The organism is Litoreibacter ascidiaceicola (assembly GCF_900129235.1).
GTDB lineage: Bacteria > Pseudomonadota > Alphaproteobacteria > Rhodobacterales > Rhodobacteraceae > Litoreibacter > Litoreibacter ascidiaceicola.
In genome coordinates this window covers 13,397-37,383 of sequence record NZ_FQUV01000008.1, presented here as the reverse complement: position 1 = coordinate 37,383, position 23,987 = coordinate 13,397, and the positions used below count along the sequence as shown (strand labels likewise).

At 56.3% G+C, this 23,987-nt stretch carries 24 protein-coding genes; 13 read left to right on the top strand and 11 right to left on the bottom strand.

What is annotated here, in order from left to right; all coding sequences use genetic code 11:
* Positions 1-3: 3 nt before the first annotated feature.
* Positions 4-1,026 (bottom strand): porin, encoded by a 1,023-nt coding sequence (locus BUB72_RS15430; protein ID WP_073145590.1) that lies wholly within the window; start codon positions 1,024-1,026, stop codon positions 4-6.
* A gap of 197 nt (positions 1,027-1,223) precedes the next feature.
* Positions 1,224-2,246, bottom strand: a complete 1,023-nt coding sequence (locus BUB72_RS15425) for a porin (protein ID WP_073145588.1) — start codon at positions 2,244-2,246, stop codon at positions 1,224-1,226.
* A 252-nt stretch (positions 2,247-2,498) separates the two neighbouring features.
* Between BUB72_RS15425 and BUB72_RS15420 the strand changes: the two genes are divergently transcribed.
* The 5 genes from BUB72_RS15420 to BUB72_RS15400 all read left to right on the top strand — a co-directional run bounded on the left by BUB72_RS15420 (position 2,499) and on the right by BUB72_RS15400 (position 7,803).
* Positions 2,499-3,020 carry a DUF3576 domain-containing protein gene (locus tag BUB72_RS15420; protein WP_073145586.1) on the top strand — a complete coding sequence of 174 codons (522 nt, stop codon included), beginning with the start codon at positions 2,499-2,501 and terminating at the stop codon, positions 3,018-3,020.
* An 82-nt stretch (positions 3,021-3,102) separates the two neighbouring features.
* A complete protein-coding gene (gene leuS, locus BUB72_RS15415; protein ID WP_073145584.1) occupies positions 3,103-5,712 on the top strand; it encodes a leucine--tRNA ligase in 2,610 nt (869 codons plus the stop codon).
* Positions 5,699-6,181, top strand: coding sequence for an LPS assembly lipoprotein LptE (gene lptE / locus BUB72_RS15410; protein WP_073145582.1), 483 nt, complete (start codon positions 5,699-5,701; stop codon positions 6,179-6,181). The genes leuS and lptE overlap by 14 nt, the downstream gene beginning before the upstream one ends.
* A 1-nt stretch (position 6,182) precedes the next feature.
* Positions 6,183-7,205: a DNA polymerase III subunit delta gene (gene holA, locus BUB72_RS15405; RefSeq protein WP_073145580.1), complete on the top strand. Its 1,023-nt coding sequence runs from the start codon at positions 6,183-6,185 to the stop codon at positions 7,203-7,205.
* A 10-nt stretch (positions 7,206-7,215) separates the two neighbouring features.
* Positions 7,216-7,803, top strand: coding sequence for a glutathione S-transferase family protein (locus BUB72_RS15400; protein ID WP_073145578.1), 588 nt, complete (start codon positions 7,216-7,218; stop codon positions 7,801-7,803).
* Between the two features lie 348 nt (positions 7,804-8,151).
* Here BUB72_RS15400 and BUB72_RS15390 read toward each other — a convergent pair whose 3' ends face one another.
* The 4 genes from BUB72_RS15390 to BUB72_RS15375 form a co-directional block, all read right to left on the bottom strand.
* The gene (locus BUB72_RS15390; RefSeq protein ID WP_073145574.1) at positions 8,152-9,339 is read right to left on the bottom strand and encodes a TIGR03862 family flavoprotein; all 1,188 of its coding nucleotides are present in this window, start codon (positions 9,337-9,339) and stop codon (positions 8,152-8,154) included.
* Complete coding sequence (locus BUB72_RS15385; protein WP_073145572.1) at positions 9,336-10,646, bottom strand: mechanosensitive ion channel family protein; 1,311 nt, start codon at positions 10,644-10,646, stop codon at positions 9,336-9,338. Before BUB72_RS15385 ends, BUB72_RS15390 begins: the two co-directional genes overlap by 4 nt.
* A 101-nt stretch (positions 10,647-10,747) precedes the next feature.
* Positions 10,748-11,359: an enoyl-CoA hydratase/isomerase family protein gene (locus BUB72_RS15380; protein WP_073145569.1), complete on the bottom strand. Its 612-nt coding sequence runs from the start codon at positions 11,357-11,359 to the stop codon at positions 10,748-10,750.
* Positions 11,356-12,111: an SDR family oxidoreductase gene (locus BUB72_RS15375; RefSeq protein WP_073145567.1), complete on the bottom strand. Its 756-nt coding sequence runs from the start codon at positions 12,109-12,111 to the stop codon at positions 11,356-11,358. The genes BUB72_RS15380 and BUB72_RS15375 overlap by 4 nt, the downstream gene beginning before the upstream one ends.
* A 129-nt stretch (positions 12,112-12,240) precedes the next feature.
* Between BUB72_RS15375 and BUB72_RS15370 the strand changes: the two genes are divergently transcribed.
* The 5 genes from BUB72_RS15370 (at position 12,241) to lpxK (ending at position 16,970) form a co-directional block, all read left to right on the top strand.
* Entirely contained in the window at positions 12,241-13,587 is a 1,347-nt protein-coding gene (locus BUB72_RS15370; RefSeq protein ID WP_073145564.1) for a TldD/PmbA family protein, read from the top strand.
* On the top strand, positions 13,574-14,365 hold the full coding sequence (locus tag BUB72_RS15365; RefSeq protein ID WP_073145561.1) for a 3'(2'),5'-bisphosphate nucleotidase CysQ: 792 nt from the start codon (positions 13,574-13,576) through the stop codon (positions 14,363-14,365). Before BUB72_RS15370 ends, BUB72_RS15365 begins: the two co-directional genes overlap by 14 nt.
* A 68-nt stretch (positions 14,366-14,433) precedes the next feature.
* Positions 14,434-14,679 carry a DUF4170 domain-containing protein gene (locus tag BUB72_RS15360; protein WP_073145559.1) on the top strand — a complete coding sequence of 82 codons (246 nt, stop codon included), beginning with the start codon at positions 14,434-14,436 and terminating at the stop codon, positions 14,677-14,679.
* 36 nt (positions 14,680-14,715) lie between these two features.
* On the top strand, positions 14,716-15,993 hold the full coding sequence (locus BUB72_RS15355; protein ID WP_245814874.1) for a 3-deoxy-D-manno-octulosonic acid transferase: 1,278 nt from the start codon (positions 14,716-14,718) through the stop codon (positions 15,991-15,993).
* The gene (gene lpxK / locus BUB72_RS15350) at positions 15,993-16,970 is read left to right on the top strand and encodes a tetraacyldisaccharide 4'-kinase (protein WP_073145554.1); all 978 of its coding nucleotides are present in this window, start codon (positions 15,993-15,995) and stop codon (positions 16,968-16,970) included. Before BUB72_RS15355 ends, lpxK begins: the two co-directional genes overlap by 1 nt.
* A gap of 2 nt (positions 16,971-16,972) precedes the next feature.
* On the opposite strand, the gene BUB72_RS15345 is transcribed toward lpxK, so the two are convergent.
* Together BUB72_RS15345 and BUB72_RS15340 are read right to left on the bottom strand one after the other, a co-directional pair.
* Complete coding sequence (locus BUB72_RS15345; protein WP_073145551.1) at positions 16,973-17,626, bottom strand: DsbA family protein; 654 nt, start codon at positions 17,624-17,626, stop codon at positions 16,973-16,975.
* A 16-nt stretch (positions 17,627-17,642) separates the two neighbouring features.
* Entirely contained in the window at positions 17,643-18,197 is a 555-nt protein-coding gene (locus BUB72_RS15340) for a DUF721 domain-containing protein (protein ID WP_425435178.1), read from the bottom strand.
* An 83-nt stretch (positions 18,198-18,280) separates the two neighbouring features.
* Here BUB72_RS15340 and mutY point away from each other — a divergent pair, with 83 nt between their 5' ends.
* From mutY to BUB72_RS15325, 3 genes are all read left to right on the top strand, one after another.
* Positions 18,281-19,333 (top strand): A/G-specific adenine glycosylase, encoded by a 1,053-nt coding sequence (gene mutY / locus BUB72_RS15335; RefSeq protein ID WP_073145547.1) that lies wholly within the window; start codon positions 18,281-18,283, stop codon positions 19,331-19,333.
* 59 nt (positions 19,334-19,392) lie between these two features.
* Positions 19,393-20,532, top strand: a complete 1,140-nt coding sequence (locus tag BUB72_RS15330; RefSeq protein WP_073145544.1) for an alkane 1-monooxygenase — start codon at positions 19,393-19,395, stop codon at positions 20,530-20,532.
* A gap of 67 nt (positions 20,533-20,599) precedes the next feature.
* Entirely contained in the window at positions 20,600-20,854 is a 255-nt protein-coding gene (locus BUB72_RS15325; RefSeq protein WP_073145542.1) for a hypothetical protein, read from the top strand.
* A 1-nt stretch (position 20,855) separates the two neighbouring features.
* On the opposite strand, the gene BUB72_RS15320 is transcribed toward BUB72_RS15325, so the two are convergent.
* From BUB72_RS15320 to BUB72_RS15310, 3 genes are all read right to left on the bottom strand, one after another.
* A complete protein-coding gene (locus BUB72_RS15320) occupies positions 20,856-21,905 on the bottom strand; it encodes a class I SAM-dependent methyltransferase (RefSeq protein ID WP_073145540.1) in 1,050 nt (349 codons plus the stop codon).
* Between the two features lie 186 nt (positions 21,906-22,091).
* Positions 22,092-23,192, bottom strand: a complete 1,101-nt coding sequence (locus BUB72_RS15315) for a site-specific DNA-methyltransferase (protein ID WP_073145537.1) — start codon at positions 23,190-23,192, stop codon at positions 22,092-22,094.
* A 108-nt stretch (positions 23,193-23,300) separates the two neighbouring features.
* Positions 23,301-23,915, bottom strand: a complete 615-nt coding sequence (locus BUB72_RS15310; protein ID WP_073145828.1) for a ribonuclease HII — start codon at positions 23,913-23,915, stop codon at positions 23,301-23,303.
* Positions 23,916-23,987: the final 72 nt, after the last annotated feature.

The following is a 23,987-nucleotide window of genomic DNA, read 5'->3' as shown; positions in this document are numbered from 1 at the left end:
AGCTTAGAAGCTCAGGCCCAGACCCAGCGATGCCGATTTTGCAGTCGGAGCGGCAGTCGAAGTTTTGCCCGAACCGTAGCCGAAGTGCACAACTGCACCGCCGCCAAGGTCGTAAGCTGCTGCAAGACCGAAGCCTTTTGCTTCTGCGCCAGCTGCAACGCCGTCGAACTTACCGTAGTTGGCGTGCACGGAGAACGCGCCAGTCGTGTAGCCCAGACCGATGGAGTAGTGCTTGTCTACTGGCAGGTTGGACATGTCGGTGTAAGTTACGCCAGCGGACAGGCCGTTTGCGAATGTTGCGGACACGGACACACCGGTTGCTTTCGCGTCTGGTGTTACGCCAGCTGCATCAGCTGCGCGCTGGTGACCGATACCGAAGTTAACAGTCGTGCCGGACAGGTCCAGAGCGTATTTGAAACCGATAGCGTAGCCGATGCCTGTGTTAACAGCCTTGGAGCCGTTGTCGTCTTCCAAGGAGATTGCAACACCGAATGCACCCGAGGTGTAATCCCAACGCAGGATTTGACCGTCGTTAGCACCGTCAAGGTATGCACCAAGGTAGCCAGCGTGTGTGGTTTCGTCGTCAGCCAAGGAACCTGGGTTGCCCACGTTGCCAGCTTCAGTCAGTGCCCAGTCCAGAGCGCCGTCGGTGTCACCCATCGTCACGGTGCCGAAGCCGCCGGAGATGAAGATCGTTGCGCCGCCGTCGTCAGAGTTGTTGCCAGTAGCGCCGTTTACCGAAGCAACACCTGGGATTGGAACGCCAGCGTTAGTTACGGTACCGTTTGCGCCACCTTCGTCCAGATCAACGGACGCACCGAAGGTCAGGCCGTTGTCGGTTTCGCCGGACATGGTGAATGTCACGTCGATATCGGTGAAGAACTGTGGGCCACCGTTGTTTGGGCCGCCGAATGCAGCGTTGTACTGGTAAATACCCATTTCGGCACGGCCGGACAGGGCGACATCAGCAGCAGCCAAACCAGCAGTGGAAACCAGCGCGGTGGATGCGATCAGGATCTTTTTCATGACAATATGCCTCTTGAGTTAATGTGCCAAAGATTCGGCACGTGTATTTCCTGAACTTAACTAAAAGAAAATGAGGCGCGGTTGAAGCCTCCAGAAACAATAGAGGCGGATTAGGCGCTTTTTTGCAACAGCATTGTGGACGAAAAAAGGCGGGCCAAATGGCCCGCCTTCTATAATCAGTCGCTTGTAGGGTGAGCTTAGAAGCTCAGGCCCAGACCCAAGGACATGGATTTTGCAGTCGGAGCGGCAGTCGAAGATTTGCCCGAACCGTAGCCGAAGTGCACAACCGCACCGCCGCCAAGGTCGTAAGCTGCTGCAAGACCGAAGCCTTTTGCTTCTGCGCCAGCTGCAACGCCGTCGAACTTACCGTAGTTGGCGTGTACGGAGAACGCGCCAGTCGTGTAGCCCAGACCGATGGAGTAGTGCTTGTCTACTGGCAGGTTGGACATGTCGGTGTAAGTTACGCCAGCGGACAGGCCGTTTGCGAATGTTGCGGACACGGACACACCGGTTGCTTTCGCGTCTGGTGTTACGCCAGCTGCATCAGCTGCGCGCTGGTGACCGATACCGAAGTTAACAGTCGTGCCGGACAGGTCCAGAGCGTATTTGAAACCGATAGCGTAACCGATGCCTGTGTTAACAGCCTTGGAGCCGTTGTCGTCTTCCAAGGAGATTGCAACACCGAAGGCACCCGAGGTGTAATCCCAACGCAGGATTTGACCGTCGTTAGCACCGTCAAGGTATGCACCAAGGTAGCCAGCGTGTGTGGTTTCGTCATCAGCCAAGGAACCTGGGTTGCCCACGTTGCCAGCTTCAGTCAGTGCCCAGTCCAGAGCGCCGTCGGTGTCACCCATCGTCACGGTGCCGAAGCCGCCGGAGATGAAGATCGTTGCGCCGCCGTCGTCAGAGTTGTTGCCAGTAGCGCCGTTTACCGAAGCAACACCTGGGATTGGAACGCCAGCGTTAGTTACGGTACCGTTTGCGCCACCTTCGTCCAGATCAACGGACGCACCGAAGGTCAGGCCATTGTCGGTTTCGCCGGACATGGTGAATGTCACGTCGATATCGGTGAAGAACTGAGCGCCAGTGTTGGTGCCGCCGCTGAATGCGGTGTTCTGTGTGAAGATACCCATTTCGGCGCGGCCGGACAGGGCGACATCAGCAACTGCTGCGCCACCAAAGGCGACCAATGCAGTGGATGCGAAGAGAACTTTTTTCATCGTTTTCCCTCGAGAGTTAAATACTATTAGGTGCACCTCAATTCAGGGAATCCGAACTGAGTCCCAGCCTGTTTCTTACGGACGGCCCCTCAATTCAAGCCGCCTCGCCCGATGTAAAGGTTTACCGCTCAAATTGATGCAACTGCGCCACAGTCCCATTTTCGGCTTGGACATGTGTTTAGGTATTCTTTCTTGTTCCACCACGCTGCCTCCGATATGACAGGGAAAACAACAGGCCGAGAGCATTTATTCATGGTGAGCACCCGTTTCCTTAAATGGACCACAACCTGCGCCCTAGTTCTGTCGCTGTCAGCATGTGGCGGTAGCGGCATCTTCGGCAAAGGAAAGAACGAGCGTCGCGAGAATGATGCCAACGGCTTCTCCCGCGATTACGACAGCGCGGCGCGCGCTAATGCCGTCAAAAAAGGCAGCCGGTTGTCCGATTTGTTTGTCAACAATGATGACCCCAACGTCACATTGAAGGTGAACAAATATCTGTGGAAAGCATCATTGGACGTGTTGAATTTCATGCCAGTGGAAGCAGCCGACCCGTTCACGGGCACCATCGCGCTTGGCTACGGGCGCCCGCAAGGCGGTGGCCGCGCGTATCGTGCGACTGTCTATATCACTGATCCTGCGCTTGATGCCCGCTCGCTCCGCGTGTCGCTGCAAGGCGCTGGTGGCAGCGCTGTTTCAACGCAAACCGCGCGCGCTGTCGAGGATGCGATCCTGACTCGCGCCCGCCAGCTTCGCATTGCTGACGGCAAACTCTAGCCTCTGGACCAAGTCCAGTTGCACCCCTATTACATGCGCCGGGCCTCATCGCCCGGCGCTTTTCGTATCTTAGGAAGACCAGATGTCCCGCTACAACGCCCGCACAGTCGAACCCAAATGGCAAAAAGCTTGGGATGACGCCCAGACCTTCCTCGCCACCCGTGATGAATCCCGCGAGAAATACTACGTCTTGGAGATGTTCCCTTACCCGTCAGGCCGCATCCACATCGGGCATGTGCGCAACTATACGATGGGTGACGTGATCGCGCGTTATAAGTCGTCTTGCGGTTTTTCAGTGTTGCACCCTATGGGCTGGGACGCCTTCGGGATGCCTGCGGAGAACGCCGCAATGGCGATCGGCGGCCACCCCAAGGAATGGACTTACAGCAACATCGCCGCAATGCGCGACCAGATGAAACCGCTGGGCTTGTCGATAGACTGGACCCGCGAATTCGCCACATGCGATCCGGAATACTACGGCCAGCAGCAGGCGCTGTTCCTCGATTTCATGCAAAAGGGCTTGGTCTACCGTAAGAATGCGACTGTGAACTGGGATCCGGTCGATATGACCGTTCTGGCCAACGAGCAGGTGATTGACGGCAAAGGCTGGCGCTCCGATGCACTGGTGGAGCGGCGCGAGTTGACGCAATGGTTCTTCAAGATCAGCGATTGGTCCGAGGAACTACTTGCTGCGCTGGATGGACTCGACAACTGGCCCGACAAAGTGAAGCTGATGCAGGCGAACTGGATCGGTAAGTCTCGCGGCTTGCAGTTCGGGTTTGAGCGCACAGACGGTGGCGATGCGATTGAAGTTTATACGACTCGTCCTGACACGTTGATGGGCGCGAGCTTTGTAGGCATTTCCCCGGATCACCCGCTTGCTAAGGAACTGGAGGCCGCGAATCCCGAAGCCGCCGCCTTTATTGCAGAATGCCGCAAGGGTGGCACCACGGCGGAAGCGCTGGAAACTGGCGAGAAGCTGGGTTTTGACACTGGTATAAAGGTGAAGCACCCGCTGAACCCCGATTGGGAGTTGCCGGTTTGGGTCGCGAACTTCATTTTGATGGATTACGGCACGGGCGCGATTTTCGCCTGCCCTGCGCATGACCAGCGTGATTTGGACTTCTGCCGCAAGTATGACTTGCCAGTGATCGATACGTTCTTTGACTTGGATGATGCGAAACCTGTTGAGACCGAAGCCTTCGTGCCGCTGAAAACCGAGAAGGTGAAATGGGTCAACCATTTTGCGGGTCTCGATGTGGCCACGGGCGAAGAAGCTGTGAACGCCACCATTGATTTTGTCGAAACCGCCGGTTGGGGCAAAGGCGTTACTCAGTATCGTCTACGCGATTGGGGCCTGTCCCGCCAACGTTATTGGGGCTGCCCGATCCCTGTTGTCCATTGCGACGACTGCGGCGTAGTGCCGGAGAAGAAAGAAAATCTGCCGATTGAGTTGCCAGATGATGTCACCTTTGACATCCCCGGCAACCCGCTCGACCGCCATCCGACATGGCGCGACACGCCCTGCCCGTCTTGCGGCAAAGCCGCCAAGCGCGAAACCGACACGATGGACACGTTCGTGGACTCGTCATGGTATTTCGCCCGCTTCACCTCGCCCCACGCGAGCACGCCGACTAATATGGCGGACGCGGAGTACTGGATGAATGTCGACCAATATATCGGCGGCATTGAACACGCGATCCTGCACCTGCTCTATTCGCGGTTCTTTGCCCGCGCGATGGTGAATACCGGACATCTGCCCCAAGGCGCCGAAGAGCCGTTCGACGCGTTGTTTACACAAGGCATGGTAACCCATGAGATTTATGAGACCGCTGATAATAATGGACGTCCGGTCTATCATTTGCCGGAAGACGTAAGAGAATTGGTACTTGGTAATAAGAGAATAGTTATGCTCAAAGAGGGCGAGCAAGTACTTATGCATGGCGACAAAGACGTCGGCATAATTGAGCGCCTAAGAAAGGAGAACCTTCTTGTGAAGGTGACGCCCTCCGCCAAAATGTCCAAATCCAAGAAGAACGTCGTCGACCCTGTCGACATCATCGACCAATACGGCGCGGATACCGCGCGGTGGTTCGTTTTGTCCGACTCGCCGCCCGAGCGGGACGTGGAATGGACCGCGTCCGGTGCTGAGGCCGCTTGGAAGTTCCTTGGCCGCGTCTGGCGTTTGGCGGCGGAATTGGGTGACGGCGACGATACAGACCTAGATCTGGAACGCGCGACAGCCCAAGCCATCCGCGAAGTCACGCTGGGGATCGAGACCTTCGGGTTCAATAAGTCCGTCGCCAAGCTCTACGAGTTCGCCAACGCGGTATCCAAATCCAAGGCTGGTGCTGGCGCAAAGCGCAAGGCGGTCAAAGTGTTGGCGCAGCTCATGTCTCCTATGACGCCGCATTTGTCCGAGGAAATCTGGTCCCATTTGGGCGGCGAAGGATTGATCGCCAACGCCCCATGGCCCGTCGCCGACGAGGCCCTGTTGGTTCAAGATACCATCACCATGCCGATCCAGATCAATGGCAAACGGCGCGGCGAAATCGACGTGAGCGCGGAAGCCTCGAAGGAAGAGGTTGAAAAGCTGGCGCTGGCGCATGATGCTGTCATCAAGGCTCTCGAAGGTCGCGAGCCCAAGAAACTCATCGTGGTGCCGGGTCGTATCATCAATGTCGTCATTTAATCGCCGTTTCCTACTTCTTGCTTTGCCAGCCCTCGCCGCGTGCGGGTTCGAGCCTGTCTATGTCACAGGCGGTAGTGCAGAAGGCCTGCGCGGTTCTATTCTTGTTGACGAGCCGACCACGCAAGACGGCTTCAATCTGGTCACTCAGCTGGAACAGCGGTTGGGCCGCGCGCAAGCCCCCGTCTACGGCATGAGTGTGACACTCGAGGTCGAAGAAAAGGGCCTCGCCATTTCCGGTTCCAACGACATTACGCGGTACAATGTGTTGGGAACTGCCGTCTACGTGTTGCGCAATCTGGGTTCGAACGAACAGGTCTACAAAGGCACAGTGAATACGTTCACGGCATATTCTGCGTCTGCGCAACCGGTCGCGACACTTGCAGCAAAGCGCGACGCAAGCGAACGGCTGATGACCGCGCTTGCCGATAAAATCACCACAGATCTGCTGATCAATTCCGGCAAGTTCTGACATGAAACTGGCCCTGAAAGACGCCCGCGCGTTCTTCGCCAAACCCGACCCGACCCGCGCCGGCCTTTTGATCTATGGCCCCGATGCCATGCGTATCGCTATGCGCCGACAGGAAGTTATTGCAGCCCTAGTTGGCCCTCAGGGCGAAGAGGAAATGCGCCTGACGCGCATCCCGTCATCGGATTTGCGCAAAGACCCGGCAATGTTGATGGACGCAATCAAGGCGCAGGGCTTTTTCCCCGGTGCACGCGTCGCGTTCGTCGAAGATGCGACCGATACGGTCGCCAAAGCCATCGACGCGGCGTTGAAGGATTGGCGGCAAGGGGATGCCACTATCCTCGTGACATGCGGACAGCTCACCCCGCGCTCCGCCTTGCGCAAGATGTTTGAGGGCCACAACAACGCCTATGCGGCGGCAATCTATGCCGATCCGCCCGGCCGCGACGAGATTGAGGCAGAGCTTCGCAAGGCAGGTGTAACCGACATTCCACCCGATGCGATGGGTGATTTGATGGACCTAGGTCGCGTGCTCGAGCCGGGCGATTTCCGTCAAACCGTCGAAAAGCTGTCACTTTATAAGCATGGTGACGCAACCCCAGTAACATCCGACGACATCGCAAACTGCGCCCCCGCTACGTCCGAGGCGTCGCTTGATGATGCGCTGGATATCGTGGCTGAAGGGCGCTTTCAGGAAATCGGTCCGATCCTGACCAAGCTGGAGGCGCAAGGCGTCGCCGCCGTGCGCCTCTGCATCGGTGCGACGCAGCATTTCCGCAAACTGCATTTGGCGGCAAGTGACCCTAAAGGCCCCGACGCCGGTATCGCCCGCGCGCGTCCACCCGTTCCCTACAAACGCAAAGATCGTATGTTGCGGCAGGCGCGTGCGTGGGGCACCTACAAACTTGAGACAGCCCTTCGCTTGCTCACCGATACCGATCTGCAGCTACGATCCGCCAGTACCGCGCCTCAAATGGCACTGATGGAGCGTGCCCTGATCCGACTTGCCATGATGAACCGAAGATAAGGACGACTGAATGTACACGCTGATCGGATTGACGAAGACCCGCACATTTCGTGTGAAATGGGCCTTGGAAGAGTTGGGCCTGCCCTACACGCAACTTCAGGCGGCACCCCGCTCTGAGGAAGCGATCGAGTACAACCCGTCCGGCAAGGTTCCCGCCTTGATCGCAGATGGCGCCACGCTGACCGACAGCACAGCGATCATCACCTTCCTTGCCGACAAGCATAATGGGCTGACGCTCAAGGCAGGGTCTTTGGGCCGCGCACGTCAGGATGGGTTTACCCATATGATCCTTGACGAGTTTGACAGCGTGTTGTGGACAGCTGCGCGGCACAGTTTCATACTTCCCGAAGAAAAGCGCGTGCCAGAGGTTAAAGAGTCTTTGAAATGGGAGTTTGCACGCTCGGAAACCACATTGGTCGCGCAAATGGGCGACGGACCCTTCCTGATGGGAGACGAATTCACCATCGCAGATATTATACTCGCGCACTGCCTTGATTGGGCGATTGGCGCAAAGTTCGGCATCTCGCAATCACGTTTGAAGGATTACCTTTCCAATGTGCACACGCGGCCTGCATATAAAACGGCTCGTGCCGACTGACCAATCAATCGAGACAATGATGAAACACATTTTTCTTTCAGCGCTGCTTCTAAGCGCATGTTCACCCCAAGCAATCATCGACACTGCGTATCCACACCGTGAAAAGTTTGCATTTCGATCAGCCGATGGCGAGGCCGTGTTTACATACACCTGCGCGTCAGGGCCTACCGACGACGCAACCAAGAAACGCGCCCGAAAAGCCCACGCCTACCTTGATGCGCGCTTTACGAAAGCTGTGAACGGAGCAGTTGATTCAATATTCGACGCGGACGGAAAAACGACTGCGCGCGCAGTGGGGAAGACTCTCGATAAAGAAATCGAAGACATAGTCGAGCAAACGGAAGCCCGCTACAAATGCCTTTTTACTGACAGCCGCGACGCATAGTCGGCGGCTGCCTTCCCCGCCCAACGTCCTGTCGCAAGGCAACCTGTTATCAGGTAGCCACCCGTAGGCGCTTCCCAATCCAGCATTTCACCAGCTGCAAAAACACCTGGACGTGCGCGCAACATTAGCTTTCTGTCGAGGGCCTCTTCAGCCAACCCTCCTGCAGTCGAAATTGCCTCATCCATTGGCCGCGGCCCTTTGTGGTGAACGCGGAGTGCTTTGATGACAGCGGATAGGTCGATGGGATCATCAGGCAAAGGGCGCGCAAATTCTTGCAACAGAGCAAGTTTCACGGGCTCCAGCTTCAAATTCTTACGCATGTGATTTGACCAGCTGTCTTTACCACGCCTGCGCTTTAGTCGCTTGCCGACTTCTTCTTGGGACAGATCAGGCAGCAGGTCTATCGTCAAAGCTGCACCGTCGCGCACCGCCGCTGAAACGGTATATATGCCGCCGCCTTCAAGACCCTTCGCAGATATGACTGCTTCGCCCCGTATTGCCGAGCCACCCACCCCGAATGCAACGTTCTTCAAGGGCAACCCAAGATGGTCATTCATGTGTGATGACCATTCCACCACAAAGCCCATGTTGGCGGGTTTGAATGGACGTAGATCAGATCGCTCGAATTGATTTGCCCACACCCCGTCCGAACCCAGCTTGCGCCAAGATGCCCCGCCCATGGCAAGGACCGTGACTGATGGTGCAAGTTCAACCGGACCGTCGGGAGTTTGGAAAATACAAGCGTCACCGTTCCAACCCGTCCATTGCCAACGAGTTCGTATCGTCACGCCCTTATTGGCCAAACGACCGAGCCATGTCCGCAACAACGGGGAGGCTTTCATTGACTTGGGAAATACCCTCCCACTTGATCCGGTGAATATCTGTTGGTCTAAATCTTCTGCCCAAGCCATGACCTCAACGGGTCCGAATTCGCGAAGTGCAGGCAGAAGCCAATCAGCGTTAAAAGCCTTGAAAAAAGCCGCTTCCGGTTCATCTTTGGTAAGATTTAGGCCCGATTTACCCGCCATCAGGAACTTGCGACCCACCGAGGGTTTTTGCTCCGCGATGGTGACCGAGTGCCCCGCATCCGCGAGCATCTCTGCGGCCATCAAACCCGCCGGTCCAGCCCCGATAACAAGAGCTTCGCTCACTTGGGCATCTCACCTTTGAACTCGATAACGCGATGCGGATACGGGATTTGAATGCCGTTGTCTTTCAGCGCGTTCCAGATGAGGAACAACACATCGGACGTATATTTGTGCCGCCCGTCGTCAATACCGTTCACCCAGAACTCCACCGAGAAGTCTATTCCGCTGTCACCAAAACCACGAAGCTCGCAGTCGGCGGGATACGGTTCCGCAAGCACATCGGGGTGGCCCTGAACTGCTGCCTCTACAATCGCCGGGACGGTGTTGATGTCGGTGTCATAGGACACCGAGAACTCGGCCTCGTATCGGTTGGCAGAGCCTTGATCGGAATAGTTGATCACGCGGGTTACGATGAAGTCCTCGTTCGGGACAACAATCCACCGCCCGTCATAGGTTTCCAGAATGATCGCGCGGGCGGTCATCTTGACGATTGTGCCGGCCTCGCCGCCATCAAGTTCCACAAAGTCACCAACAGTTGCCTGACCTTCCAGCAATAAGATGACGCCGGATATGAAATTGGAGGCGATCTTCTGAAGGCCAAAACCAAGACCAACACCAATGGCACCACCCAACACGGCGAGACTGCCAAGGCTGATCCCCATGATGTTCATCAAAAGCAGGAACGCGGCGCCAAAAATTATGATCTCGACAGTTTTTACCGCCAGTTGGCGGGTCGCTGGTCGCAACTCTTTTTGCTTGCTGATCATCGCGGCGCTTTGATCGTTCGACCAGCGCCCCAGCCAGAATAGCAACGAACCTGCAATCAATCCTCGCACCAGCGACATCAACGAGAACGAGATGTTCCCAAGACCAACGCGAAACTCTGACAACGCAGTGGTTGCCGTGTCCAGGAGATCAACAGCGTAAAGCGCTGCGACTGGGATAAGGATGAACTTGCCAAGCAGCTTCAGGAACGGATCAGAAATAATCCGGTGCACAAGCCTGCGGGCTGCGAGGAACAGGAAAACCCGCTTGCCGAATGCGATAACCGCTCCGCTATCAAACAGTGAACGCACGACCTGTTCGCCGACCGCCGTGAACGCATAGGCTAGCAGCGGCAGCATCAGTGGTAAGAAACGAAGGACGAAACGGCGTGCGGTGGCGATGAGCCCGTCGGCGTCCTCTGCCGGGGTAAGTAAACCCCGAAGCGCATTGTTGATGCGTCGGCTTAGAAGCCACGCCAATCCGAAAGCGACCACCAATAAGGCAAACTGAGACCACGCCGCAGGGCTTGTCAGCCAGCTAAGTGCCAGTTCCCAGCCTTGCTCGCCATAGCCCAACATTTTCTGAACAAATGGATTACTTTCCATCGCATACGCCCTTGGTCGTTCCGGAGTGTTCGATAACCTCTAGTCCGTCACCGAAAGCAAAGAAAGCCCTATGGGGCGGCGGCTTCACTGATTGAAGCGCCCTAGCCAAGCATCGCCTTGATTGCAGCCGCATGGTTTGGAGTGGCTTCAATGACATCCTCCGCCAATGACTTGGCAGCGTCGAGTAGTTCTCCGGATTCCACGATCCGGTCCACCAAGCCCCATTGGAGAGCTTCTATCGCCCCGACTTTCTGACCAGCCATCAGGATCATCTTGGCCCTTGCGGGGCCGACCAACGCAGCCAAGCGTGCGGGATCGGAGGGTTGCGGAAGGAAGCCAAGCTTCATCACCGGATAGAAGAACTTTGCGGTCGGGACACAAATACGCACATCACAGGCGAGTGCCATTCCCATGGCCCCGCCCGCCAAGGTGCCATTCAACGCAGCGATGCTCAGACCCGGAAAATCCGCTATGGCCTTTGATAAGCGCTCCCAAATCGGATCGGTCGCCAACCCCGCCTTTGCCGCTTCCAGATCAGCGCCTGCGCTGAAAACCTTGCCTTCACCGGTCAAAACTATGGCCTGCACCTCTCCCGCCGCAGATTCTACGGCAATCGCCAAGTCTCTCAGCATCCGGCGTGTCAGCGAGTTCGCCTTCTCAGGTCGGTTGATCTTGATGACCCAAATGGCGTCGCCTTTGCTCACCTCGATCATTCTCCAAGGCCCACCCGCCGACGAACATCTTCGTCACGCAGCGAGACTTCTTCACCCAAGAACGCGTCCGCATCCGCGCTACACATCCACAGCAACGCCTTGGCGGGCCATTCAGCCGGAATATGCACGGACGGGTCCAACTCACTTACCGGGTTGATACCGCTTTCCTTGATTTTCACCTGCATTTCAGTCGCGACCGTGCCCGGCGAAAGCCCCATAACGCGGATACCCGCATCGCCATGCTCTTTATGAATGCAGCGTGTCAGCATGGCGGCACCGGCTTTTGATGAACAATAGGCACTCCACCCCTCCATCGGCCCGTGCGCCGCACCGGAGCTGATATTTAAAATTGTCCCTGAACTCTGGGATAGCATCGTCGGCAATGTTGATCTCACGCCGTAGTAGACACCTTTGAGATTCACATCGATCAGTCTGGCCCATTCCTTCGGGTCGCTGTTTTCCAATCGCGAGATGGGGTCGATCAGGCCGGCATTATTCACCAATATGTCGATGCGGCCGGTTTGCTCCATGGCAACCGTCACGGCCTTGGACCAATCGTCGTAGCTGGCAACATCTGCGGGACAAACAATCGCCTGCGCCCCGATCTCAGCCGCCAGCACTTCCAGATCACGCGTGCTTCTTGCGAGCAGTACAACATGCGCGCCAGCGGCAGCCATTATGCGTGCGGTATCTGCCCCGATGCCTCTGCTAGCGCCGGTGATCAGCGCTGTTTTTCCCGTAAGATCAACCATGGAACTCTCCAAAAAACTTGCGCTATCTGACCCACCCGACGACGAAGTTGCAAGCAATCCTTGCCATGCCGCCTTGCAAGCCCCCGCTCACAAGACTACGTCCACGTGTAGATTTACCGGAGCTCTCCCATGTCCCAAGACCTGTCTGCCCTGACCGACCGCATGCTACTTGCCGCCCGAAAGGCTGGTGCCGATAGCGCGGACGCGATGGCCGTTGACGGGACTTCGGTGTCCATTGATGTGCTTGGCGGGAAGCTGGAGCATGCCGAACGCTCCGAGGGCATAGATATCGGTCTGCGCGTGATGATTGGCCAGAGACAGGCCGTTGTTTCGTCCTCTCTGTTCGACGATGCTACTTTGACCACAATGGCAGAACGTGCCGTTGCTATGGCGAAGGAAGCGCCGGAGGATCCTTATATCGGCCTCGCGGACCCATCTCAGTTTGCCAAAGGTTGGGATGTTGATGCGCTAGAGCTTTTTGATCCAACAGCCGAACCCAAAGCGGCGGAATTGGAAGATGATGCCAAGCGTGCGGAAGCCTCTGCCTTGGCGCAGGATGGCATTAATCAGGTTCAGTCTGCATCTGCCGGTTATGGTCGTCGACGCATTCACCTTGCAACGTCCAACGGGTTTTCGGGTGGATACCGCAGATCAAGTCGCAGCCTTTCTTGTGTGGCCATTGCGGGCGAAGGAAGCGCAATGGAGCGCGACTATTTTGGCGAAAGCCGGATTTTCCAGAACGAGTTGCCCAGTGCTGAAGATGTCGGACGCATCGCAGCGGAGCGCACAATTGCCCGCGCTGGTGCCCGCCGCCCAAAAACCGGATCATACCCCGTGATTTTTGACGAGCGTATTGCATCCTCGCTTATCGGCCATCTTCTTGTCGCGTCAAACGGATCAATGATCGCGCGAGGTTCCTCTTGGTTAATGGGGAAACTGGGTGAGCAGATTTTGCCGTCGGGCCTTTCGATTACCGAGAATCCCCACCGCCCTCGCATTTCCGGCTCCAAGCCGTTTGACGGCGAAGGACTTCCCACGGCACCGCGTGACATCGTGCGGGACGGGGTTTTGCAAAGCTGGACACTGGACCTTGCCAATGCCCGCAAGCTGGGCTTGGAAAGCACAGCCTCCGCGTCACGTGGAACCTCTGGACCGCCCGGCCCATCGGTGTCCAACATCGCGCTTACGCAAGGGGATCGCAGCCTGCAGGACTTGATGAAAGAGATGGGAACCGGACTTTGGATTACCTCGATGATCGGATCGACGATCAATCCAAATACAGGTGACTATTCACGCGGTGCGTCAGGTATCTGGGTTGAAAACGGCGAGCCTCAATATGCGATCAACGAATGCACTGTCGCGGGCAACCTGCTAGACATGTTGCCACGGATTCAACCGGCCAACGATGCCCGAGCTCACCTGTCGCGCGTTGTTCCCAGCCTTCTTGTTGAAGGGTTAATCCTTGCCGGCGACTGATGACCTAGAGCTACTGATTGATGCCGCGCGGGCCAGTGGAGATATCGCGCGCAAGTTCTTCAACGCGTCACCCGAGGTGTGGGATAAGGCAGGGAATGCTGGCCCCGTAACCGAGGCCGATCTGGCTATCGACGAAATGCTGAGAACCGATCTGTTGGCCGCCCGTGCGACCTACGGATGGCTGTCCGAAGAAACCGAGGATGACAGCGCCAGATTGTCACGCGACCGCGTGTTTATCGTTGATCCAATCGACGGCACTCGCGCGTTTATTGCTGGGGAACGTCATTTTTCTCACTCTCTTGCGATCGCGGAGAACGGCCGGATCACCACCGCGGTGGTTTATGTCCCAATGATGGATTTGCTGTTCGCAGCCACAGAGTCCGGCCACGCAACCCTAAATGGCGAGGATATCGTCACTTCATCCCGACCTGATCTAGATGGAGCGACGGTCCTAGCGACCAAGCCAAATATGCGGCCTGAGCACTGGATTGGTGACGTTCCACCGGTGCAACGCAAGTTTCGCCCGTCTTTGGCCTATCGCCTCTGCTTGGTTGCGCAAGGGCGCTACGACGCAATGCTCACACTGCGCGATTGCTGGGAATGGGACATCGCTGCGGGTGATCTGATCGTGCGGCAGGCAGGTGGAACCGTGACCGACCGCCATGACAGCCCGCTGGCTTTTAACAACCCGCATCCGAAGACCAAAGGCTGCCATGCGGCTGGCCCGATACTGCACAAAGCCCTGCAGGCCCGCATTCGCCAACCGGAGCCTCAATAAGCCCCTGTTGCTACCCAGAGCCATCGCCTATTGTCGCCGCAATTCTAAGTAACACCGGAGCTACCCTCATGACCCAGCGCCTTCACCTTGTTTTCGGCGGCGAACTTGTCGACCCGACAAAGAACGCCTTCAAAGACGTCAAGGACATCCACATCGTCGGAATGTATCCAGACTACGCCACTGCTTACGATGCATGGAAGTCTGAAGCGCAAAAGACAGTCGATAACGCGCACATGCGATATTTCATTGCGCATATCCACCGCCTGCGCGACGAAAAGACCGAAGCATCACCGACAGAAGAGCTCGGTAGCTAACTCGACCATACAGGCCCCGCGATGGCGTTCTCACCAATGCTGGCACTTTATCTGACGGCGTCCCGCTGGATGGTTCCGCTTGCCAATCGCAAGCTGGCCTCCCGCTTGGCCGATGGAAAAGAAGACTCCGATCGTATCAACGAGCGACGAGGCATTGCCTCGCAACCGCGCCCGCGCGGCGAGCTGATCTGGTTTCATGCCGCTTCGGTCGGGGAGTCCCTTTCGTTGCTGGACCTCATCGATTCCTTGATCGACGAAAGACCCGACTTGAATGTGCTGATCACCACAGGCACCCGCAGTTCTGCTGATTTGCTAGGGTCACGACTTCCCGATCAGACCATTCACCAATTTGTTCCACTGGACGCGCGGCCGTTTGTTGAATCCTTTCTTGATCACTGGAAGCCGGACGTCGCTGTTTGGACAGAAAGCGAGCTATGGCCCTCGCTAATATGCGAAACGAGCGCGCGCGGGATTGCGATGATTTCGCTCAATACTCGCATGTCGCACGACTCCTACAAAAAGTGGCTTTGGTTACGCGGGACCGCCGGTGCGCTTCTTGGCAAGTTTGACCTGTTTCTTACTCAAGACAGGATCACTGCCAAACACCTTCTGCGCCTTGGAGCTCAGTCGACTAAGGTGCGTATTAATGGGTCTCTCAAAGAGAGCAGCGGTGCCTTGCCGCATGACGAGAAAGAACGCGAAAAGATATCTGCGGCGCTTGAAACGCGCCCGGTATGGCTTGCAGCCTCTACCCACCCCGGCGAGGATGAAATTGCCGCCGAAGCACAACGCCTCGCCCGTCGTGCCGCGCCGCGGTTGTTGCTGATTATCGCTCCTCGACACCCCGAACGTGGTCCGGCGATTGCTGAGATGTTACGCAAATCCGGCTGGCGGGTTGCTTTGCGGTCGGAAGCTACAGAACCCGATGCTGTGATGGACATCTACATCGCCGATACTCTGGGCGAGATGGGGCTTTGGTATCGCATCGCCCCCATGAATTTTCTTGGTGGGTCGCTTGCAGAAATCGGCGGTCACAACCCGTATGAACCTGCTGCACTTGGCTCCGCCATTTTGCATGGCCCGCATGTGGCAAATGCGAAGGATGTGTATGACCGTCTCGATGAAGCAGGAGGCGCGCGCTTGGTCACAGATGCGCCAAGCTTGGGCCAGGCCGTGATTGAACTACTTGAGCCTCACCGATCTGCAGCAATGGCCCACGCCGCCTGGGAGATCAGCAGCCAAGGTGCGCAGGCAGCTGAGGCGGCATTTGTCGAAATAATCGCCGCGCTTGATCGCAAAGCGGAGAGAGCCTGATGCAGCCACCCCGCTTCTGGTATCGCCCACCCGGCTTTAGATCGACGCTGCTATCCCCGCTTGGCGCAATTTACGCGGCGGGCACGGCACGCCGTTTGGCGAAAGGAACCCCATTGAAGCTGGACGTGCCGGTAGTTTGCGTCGGCAACATTAACGCAGGCGGGACGGGAAAGACGCCCACCGTGATTGCGCTGGCACAGCGACTGCAAGAGATGGGGCACACCCCCCATATTGTGTCGCGCGGGTATGGCGGGTCAGTGACGTCAGCAGTGCAGGTCAACGAACGCATCCACCGCGCGGCAGATGTCGGGGACGAGCCTCTGTTGCTTGCTGCCTTTGCGCCGACATGGGTTTCACCGGACCGCAGCCAAGGCGCGAAACTGGCCGTTCAAAGTGGCGCGGATGCTATTATTCTGGACGACGGGTTTCAAAATCCTGCGTTGCATAAAGATCTGGCGATTGTCGTGGTGGATGCGTCTCGCGGGTTTGGCAATGGAAAGGTTCTGCCTGCAGGGCCATTGAGGGAGCCAATTGAGACGGGGCTTTCGCGCGCCGACTTACTGCTGAGTATTGGACCAAAGAAAGCCCAAAGTCACTTCGTGCAAACTTGGGGTCGTCCTCCCTGCCCGCATTTGCAAGGGCATCTGACGCCACTTCAAACCGGTATGGACTGGCAAGGCAGTCGTGTTCTTGCCTTCGCCGGAATTGGCCACCCCCAAAAGTTTTTTGCAACGGTTCAGGAGCTTGGGGCCGAACTTGTGAAATCCGAAGCACTTGAAGACCATCAGCCCTTGTCGCAGGCCTTGATGACGCGGCTTGAGAGCGAAGCGCGGCTTTTGGGTGCTCAATTGGTGACCACAGAAAAAGACGCAACCCGTTTGCCAGATGAATTCCGGGCAAAAGTTTTAGCGGTGCCTGTTCGGTTGGAAATCGAGGATTGGTCAGCGCTGGATACAGCACTGACCAGACTGTTCTAAGCTTAAAGCTCGGCGTCGAGGATCTTTTTCAAATCATCGTAGCTCATGTTTTCATGAAGCTTGCCATTGATCACCAAGGAAGGCGTGGACCGGATACCGTCTGCCTCAGCGTTCTTCTGGTAAACAGCCGTCATGGCCGCTGCTTTGTCGCCATCGGTCATACAAGCATCAAGGGTTTCATCGTCCAAACCGGCTTGCTTGCCGAACTTGCGAAGATTGCCCGCGATTTGAGCAGGTTCGCCCTGTGCCCATTCTCTTTGGTGTTCGAAAATCAGGTCGGTAATTCCGAAGTACCGCATTCCGCCACCACAGCGTGCAACCATGCCAGCCCATAGGCCGTAGCGATCAAAGTAGACTTCACGGAACACGAATTTCACTTTGCCAGTATCTACATAGTCCTTCTTCAACTGCTTGAAGACATTCTGGTGGAAGGTCGCGCAATGCGGGCAGGTGAAAGACGCGTACTCGATCAAGGTAATTGGCGCATCTGCGTCACCAATTGCCATTTCCTTGACGCTTGACGTGTCGATATCGCCGGCATCAGCCGTTTGTGCGTTCAGTGGCGTAACCGGCTCCGGGGAATTCCCCGTCAGCACGAAAGCGCCCAGACCGAAAGCAAGGATGCCAACAATGGCGATCAGGATATTGCGGTTCATCTGCTTGTATTCCTTCTCAGGTGTTCGATTTACGGGCCATAACATTTTGGCCAAGTTGTTCCAATGCGCGGCGCAAGCCATCGCTTTCTACATTGCTAGCTAGTTCTTTGCTGGCGGAAATCACATGTTCTGGGGGTGCCGCCCTTTGCTTAGTCGCCGCCGTGAACGACATTTGCCCCTCGCTAAACCCAACGGGCGCGGTCTGGGTAATCCGAACGCGGCTAATCGCCGAATAGCCGTAGCATGCATTCACCTTCTCGCGAATTTGCGGAAGCATCTGTTGCACTAACGGGGCGCTAGACCCTGAGCACAGGACGGTCAATGTGGCCCCGAACCCTTCGCGTCCATAGCCTACGTCAACTGGATGGGCCATCTTGGCAGTGTCGTCGCCGACAATCTCGCTCCAATGAGTCAGCAAACGCATGACAGCAAATCCACGTTTTTCACCCGCCTGACGGATTTGTCCGTCAAGGAAGCCAGACATGGCCGAAAACCCCTTGGAGCCGCGCCGACGGTAAGTCGGGCGCGCCTTGGTTGTAGGTGCGGAATATGGTGCCTGCTTGCGAGTCACGGTTTTTGCCTTAGGTTGCACCGATAACTTAACGCCTCGCCGTCGTGGTGTCAGACAAAAGCGACCTGAGAAGGGTATAAACTTTGCGTGAACCTGTCACTTCCGGCACACTTCTTGCGTGGTACGACCAGCACGCCCGCGACATGCCGTGGCGCGTTGCGCCTCAGGACCGCGCGCGCGGCGTCATGCCTGACCCCTATCGCATTTGGCTTAGCGAAGTGATGTTACAACAAACAACCGTAGCAGCCGTGAAGGACTATTTCGTAAAGTTCACCAATCTTTGGCCGACGGTCGCTGATCTTGCTGCCGCCGACGACCCAGAAGTGATGGCCGCATGGGCAGGTCTTGGCTACTACGCACGCGCCCGCAACCTACTCAAATGCGCCCGGGTCGTAGCCACCGAGCATGGAGGTGTGTTTCCCAGTAACCGCGACAGCTTGCAGGCGCTTCCGGGGATTGGGCCTTACACCTCGGCCGCGATCGCATCGATTGCATTCGACCTTCCGGAAACCGTTCTGGACGGCAACGTGGAGCGCGTGATGGCGCGAATTCACGCAGTTGAAACGCCCCTACCGACCGCAAAACCAGAATTGATGGAGCTGGCACAGGCTCTAACACCGCGCGAACGGGCTGGAGACTACGCTCAAGCGGTGATGGATCTGGGTGCGACGATCTGCACCCCCAAAAAACCCGCATGTGGAATTTGTCCGTGGCGCGACGGGTGTGAAGGGCACGCATCGGGCTTTGCGCCCGAGCTTCCTCGAAAAATTGCCAAGAAAGCAAAGCCAACCCGCCGCGGCGTCGCTTATGTTCTGCGAAATTCCAAAGGGGACTGGTTGCTTGAGACGCGCCCGAACAAAGGTCTATTGGGTGGAATGTTGGGCTGGCCAGGGTCCGACTGGACTGACGAGCCATCCCCTGCACCACCTGTTCAAACTTCTTGGGAGCCTACAGGTATCGAAGTCCGCCACACGTTTACCCACTTTCATCTGATCCTCGACGTGATGACTGCGCAGGTGGATACTCCACCAGACAAGGGAGTGTTTATCCCGCATCAATCTTTCCGCCCGTCAGACCTTCCGACGGTTATGCGGAAGGTTTTCGACGTGGCAAAACACCGCTTTGAGCAGAATTGAGTACCGTTGAATATCGCAGTACTCTTAGCCCGACCAACGCAGACCCGCAAAGGTGCACCATGACAACTCTGACCACGACCGAGGTCTCGAAATTCAGCGCGGCAGTGCCGTTTTGGCTTTCTCTGCTCATGATCCCTTTGGCCCTGATTGGCGCGTCTCAGGGTGGGTGGTGGCTGATACTGCTTCCCGTTTACGGGTGGGGAATGTTCTCGATTCTGGACGCGATCATTGGCCTAAACCTCGACAATGCCGATCTGGACACGACCGAGGACGATCTGTTTTGGTATCGCGCAATCACCATGATGTGGTTTCCGCTACAGTTCATTCTGATCTTTGGGATGATCGCCTACGCAACCCGCGCAGATCATCTATCCGGCGGCGAGCAGATCGCGCTTTTCTTCGGTGTTGGGATCATCTCCGGAACGATCGGCATCAACTACAGCCACGAGCTTATGCACCAGAAAAACAAGTTGGAGCGATGGCTGGGTGACCTTCTTTTGTCGTCAGTGCTGTATTCTCATTTCCGTTCGGAACACCTGCTAACGCATCATCGCTATGTGGCTACGCCCAAAGACCCGGTGACTGCCCGATATAACGAAGGTTTCCACCGGTTCTTTCCACGCGTCCTACGCCAAAGCATCAAGTCGGCATGGGGGGCGGAGAAAGCGATGCTCGCCCGCAAGAACCTACCCGCGACGGATTTCAGCAACCCATTCTATCGCTATGCCGTGTTGCAACTCGGGATGCTGATACTCGCATTTCTGCTTGGTGGTTGGGTTGGTCTCGGGCTTTTCGTATTTCAGGCCTACGTTGCCATCTGGCAGTTGGAGTTGGTCAACTACATTGAACACTATGGGCTGACCCGAAAGCACTTGGGTGACGGCAAGTACGAGCATGTTCAGCCGCGTCATTCGTGGAACGCCGCCCACAAAGCGTCAAACTGGCTACTCATCAACCTGCAGCGTCATTCCGACCACCACTACAAGCCTGACCGCCGCTTTCCGCTCCTACAGAACTACACCGAAGAAGACGCGCCACAGCTGCCCTACGGATACCCCGTTATGACAATGGCCGCGATGGTTCCGCCGATCTATCGTCGCATTATGAACCCGCGTGTCCGGAAATGGCGGGCGATGTATTACCCCGAGATAACCGACTGGGCGCCTTATAAGGCGGCGACCAACCCTATGCCACGGTAGGCATAAGTATTTGTTTACCTTCTTGAGGTTAGCATTGACGAGCTGACCCCAAGGAAGGACTCACCTCGTGCACAACACACTGATCATCGCCGCAATATTGCTACTCGCGGGATGTATTCCACCGCCGCAACCGGTTGTCTCGGATTTCAATGGCGACAGCGTAAAAATCCAAATTGCATCCTATGGCGACCCAGCCGACGCGAAAACCCTGTCACAGGCCGAAGCTGATCGCATTTGCGCGAAGCGTGGACGTCGCGCAGAATATGCTTCCACTCGAACACTGCCCGACTACACCTTGGAAAATCTGTATCTGTGTTTGTAGCCTAAAGCGTATAGCCATTCCGGCGCGACGCATCGACAACCGGCCGCCAGTAGCCAAGCGCAGCATCAAAGGAATTGCTGTGCTCAGGCGCGTCCGTCCCGATCATCTCCGCTCGCGCGCACAGCTTTTCGGTTTGGGATGGCGCAAGTCCGGCCACGTAAATTGACGGTGCAATTCTTGAACAGCGCAGATCACCTTCTGCCGCCGAAAACGCTGCGTAAGGTGCAATCAATATGGTTCCCGGACGGGCCTGCTCCAGAATCTGATCTTCCATTTCCCTTAGCCCATCAAGGTCTTTCAGCGGCTGATAGAAATAGATCACGTCATAACTCGAATAGTCGAAAAACCGACGCGCATCCGCCTCCATGATACATCCTGCGGGCGCGTTGAGTTTTGCCATCGCGGCTGCCCCGACTTGCACTTGGGTCGGATTGTTTTCTAGCCCACTCGCATCCGGGAAGTAGGGTAAAGCAGCCCAAATTTTAGTTCCACCGCCGCAGCCGACATCAAGGAAACGTGGCGGAGTAGTGCGTCCCTGAGCCAAACAGATGCGATACGCTGCATGCACGAGCGCCTCGAAATGTGTGGCCGGTAGCGCGATATCGGGATGAGCATCAGAAATCAGGTTCAACATCGCCTCGGCCGATGGCAAGGCCAGCGTGTGAAGGGCCGCATAGATGTGATTCACAAACCGATTATGCGCACCATCCATATATTCTGTCGGCTGCGGCATGAGGTGTTTGGCCTCTGGTGTAATCTGCCTGTTCACCATGTCTTCAATGCGCGGCCACAGACGGAGGCGCGTATGGGCTGCATTGTAGCCGACGCGCTGTTGAATCTCTGACCCTTTGGCATCGCGATACCTTGGGTCGGACAAGATAGAGCCGTGGTCTTGCAAAGCCGTGCGCAGTTGGACCCTATATCGGGAGATAGGGCGCCAAATCTTGGCAAACCCCGGAATGCTGCGTTCGGTGGGCGCAAGCGACAGAAATTCGGCCAGCTGTTTTGTCAGCTGAACCAATTCCGCTTCCATCTTTTCTAATTCGGACATCAAGAGCCGTTCTAACTAATAAAAGAAACACAATTGCCGCTAGGTTAGCCATTACATGCTGATGTGGCCAGTGCCACGAACCGTGAAACCGCGTGAAAAAAATGCCCCGCACCTTGGGTTAGGGCGGGGCAGTTATGTGCTGCGGTTAGGCCGCAGGCACAGGCGGTAACTTTGAATTCGGTGTGCTTAGTTCATCTCCGCGCGGATTTGCTGGCGTAGCAAATCAATCGGAACCTTCTTGCCGTCGCGCTTGAACGTCCAGTAAGTCCAGCCATTGCAACTTGGAGCACCTTCAAGCGCGGCACCTACCTGGTGGATCGAGCCTTTGACGTCATCGCCAATCAATGTGCCATCGGCGCGAATTTTCGCTTTGTGACGCCCGTTCAGGCTCCAGAGCTCTTCACCAGGTGTCAGCATGCCGCGTTCGACCAGCTGGCCGAACGGGACGCGAGGCTCTGCGCGTTTGGATTGCGTGACTTCAAGTGATGTGCGGTCAAATTTGCGCACGTTCTTCAGTCGCTTCTCGGCAACTTCACGATACGCTGCTTCACGCTCGATACCGATGAAATCACGACCAAGCTTCTTGGCAACAGCACCTGTTGTGCCTGTGCCAAAGAACGGGTCAAGAACCACGTCGCCCGGGTTGGTGGTCGCAACCAACACGCGGTGAAGCAGGCTTTCAGGCTTTTGTGTCGGATGGGCTTTATCGCCAGCATCATTCTTCAGGCGTTCATGGCCAGTACAAATTGGCAGGACCCAATCGGAGCGCATCTGTGTGCCTTCGTTGAGTGCCTTCAATGCCTCGTAGTTGAACGTGTATTTGCTGCCTTCGGATTTTGAGGCCCAGATCAGCGTCTCGTGGGCGTTGGTCAAACGCTTGCCACGGAAGTTCGGCATCGGGTTCGACTTACGCCAAACCACGTCGTTGAGCATCCAGAACCCTTGGTTCTGCAACTCGTGTCCGACACGGAAGATGTTGTGGTAAGATCCGATCACCCAGATCGCGCCATTTGGTTTTAGCAAACGCTTCGCGGCTTTTAGCCAAGCTTGGGTGAATTCGTCGTATTTCTTGAAAGACGAAAACTGGTCCCACGCGTCATCGACCGCATCAACCTTGGAGTTGTCAGGGCGATGCAAATCGCCGCGCAATTGAAGATTGTAAGGAGGGTCAGCAAAGATCAAATCAATGGAGCCTTCGGGAAGGCTGTTCATCGCATCAATGCAATCACCGTCTAAAATCGTGTTCAGTGGCAATGCTTCATGCATCACCTTTGTCATTTTACCCATCGTCTGCCCCAAGCTGGTGCACGTTGTCGTGCTTGTTCGCTGTGTTGCCCTAAGGATGAGTCAAAGCTGATTCGCTGTCAAAATCTTTATATTTCAATGTGTTGAAAATTATAGGTGACACAAGATATTGTGGACCGGTTTGAAGCTACGTCTATGATGTGGGGTCACACCAAGTTCAATTAGGGCAGAAATGTGGCCCTTAGTCGGGTAACCGGCATTTTTGTCCCATCCGTAGCCGGGGTATTGTTGCGCAAGTGCATCCATGTGTCTGTCGCGCGTCACTTTGGCCAATATTGAAGCCGCGGCAATTGACTGTGACTTGCCGTCCCCTTTCACGATCGCGGTCGCTGGCGGGACCATCTCGCGGGGGATTTTGTTGCCATCGACCAGAACATGGTCAACCGCACCCAACCCCTCAACCGCGCGACACATCGCCAGATGCGAAGCGTGGTATATATTCAGCTCGTCGATTTCCTCAACGGACGCCTCAGCGACACAGAACCGTGCACAAGACCTGATGACGTCAAACAGCACATCGCGCTTCTTTGCGCTGATCTTCTTTGAATCGTTCAAGCCTTCGGGAATGTTGCTTGGGTCCAGAATGACCGCAGCTGCAACCACGGGACCAGCCAAAGGGCCACGGCCGACCTCATCGGTGCCTGCGATGGTCACAACTCCGCGGGCAATCAATGCCTGCTCATACGAAAAATCCGGGCCCAACATCCAAACAGCAAGAACCGGATTCGAGACCAAGCGCAACCACCTACGCCAAATGCAAAAGAGCAGACCTTTCGG

What these genes read in the sequence shown, in the direction of transcription:
- BUB72_RS15430 (WP_073145590.1), bottom strand. Translation starts at nt 1,026, where the DNA reads ATGAAAAAGATCCTGATCGCATCCACCGCGCTGGTTTCCACTGCTGGT.
- BUB72_RS15425 (WP_073145588.1), bottom strand. Translation starts at nt 2,246, where the DNA reads ATGAAAAAAGTTCTCTTCGCATCCACTGCATTGGTCGCCTTTGGTGGC.
- BUB72_RS15420 (WP_073145586.1), top strand. Translation starts at nt 2,499, where the DNA reads ATGGTGAGCACCCGTTTCCTTAAATGGACCACAACCTGCGCCCTAGTT.
- leuS (WP_073145584.1), top strand. Translation starts at nt 3,103, where the DNA reads ATGTCCCGCTACAACGCCCGCACAGTCGAACCCAAATGGCAAAAAGCT.
- lptE (WP_073145582.1), top strand. Translation starts at nt 5,699, where the DNA reads ATGTCGTCATTTAATCGCCGTTTCCTACTTCTTGCTTTGCCAGCCCTC.
- holA (WP_073145580.1), top strand. Translation starts at nt 6,183, where the DNA reads ATGAAACTGGCCCTGAAAGACGCCCGCGCGTTCTTCGCCAAACCCGAC.
- BUB72_RS15400 (WP_073145578.1), top strand. Translation starts at nt 7,216, where the DNA reads ATGTACACGCTGATCGGATTGACGAAGACCCGCACATTTCGTGTGAAA.
- BUB72_RS15385 (WP_073145572.1), bottom strand. Translation starts at nt 10,646, where the DNA reads ATGGAAAGTAATCCATTTGTTCAGAAAATGTTGGGCTATGGCGAGCAA.
- BUB72_RS15380 (WP_073145569.1), bottom strand. Translation starts at nt 11,359, where the DNA reads ATGATCGAGGTGAGCAAAGGCGACGCCATTTGGGTCATCAAGATCAAC.
- BUB72_RS15375 (WP_073145567.1), bottom strand. Translation starts at nt 12,111, where the DNA reads ATGGTTGATCTTACGGGAAAAACAGCGCTGATCACCGGCGCTAGCAGA.
- BUB72_RS15370 (WP_073145564.1), top strand. Translation starts at nt 12,241, where the DNA reads ATGTCCCAAGACCTGTCTGCCCTGACCGACCGCATGCTACTTGCCGCC.
- BUB72_RS15360 (WP_073145559.1), top strand. Translation starts at nt 14,434, where the DNA reads ATGACCCAGCGCCTTCACCTTGTTTTCGGCGGCGAACTTGTCGACCCG.
- BUB72_RS15355 (WP_245814874.1), top strand. Translation starts at nt 14,716, where the DNA reads ATGCTGGCACTTTATCTGACGGCGTCCCGCTGGATGGTTCCGCTTGCC.
- lpxK (WP_073145554.1), top strand. Translation starts at nt 15,993, where the DNA reads ATGCAGCCACCCCGCTTCTGGTATCGCCCACCCGGCTTTAGATCGACG.
- BUB72_RS15345 (WP_073145551.1), bottom strand. Translation starts at nt 17,626, where the DNA reads ATGAACCGCAATATCCTGATCGCCATTGTTGGCATCCTTGCTTTCGGT.
- BUB72_RS15330 (WP_073145544.1), top strand. Translation starts at nt 19,393, where the DNA reads ATGACAACTCTGACCACGACCGAGGTCTCGAAATTCAGCGCGGCAGTG.
- BUB72_RS15320 (WP_073145540.1), bottom strand. Translation starts at nt 21,905, where the DNA reads ATGTCCGAATTAGAAAAGATGGAAGCGGAATTGGTTCAGCTGACAAAA.
- BUB72_RS15315 (WP_073145537.1), bottom strand. Translation starts at nt 23,192, where the DNA reads ATGGGTAAAATGACAAAGGTGATGCATGAAGCATTGCCACTGAACACG.
- BUB72_RS15310 (WP_073145828.1), bottom strand. Translation starts at nt 23,915, where the DNA reads ATGTTGGGCCCGGATTTTTCGTATGAGCAGGCATTGATTGCCCGCGGA.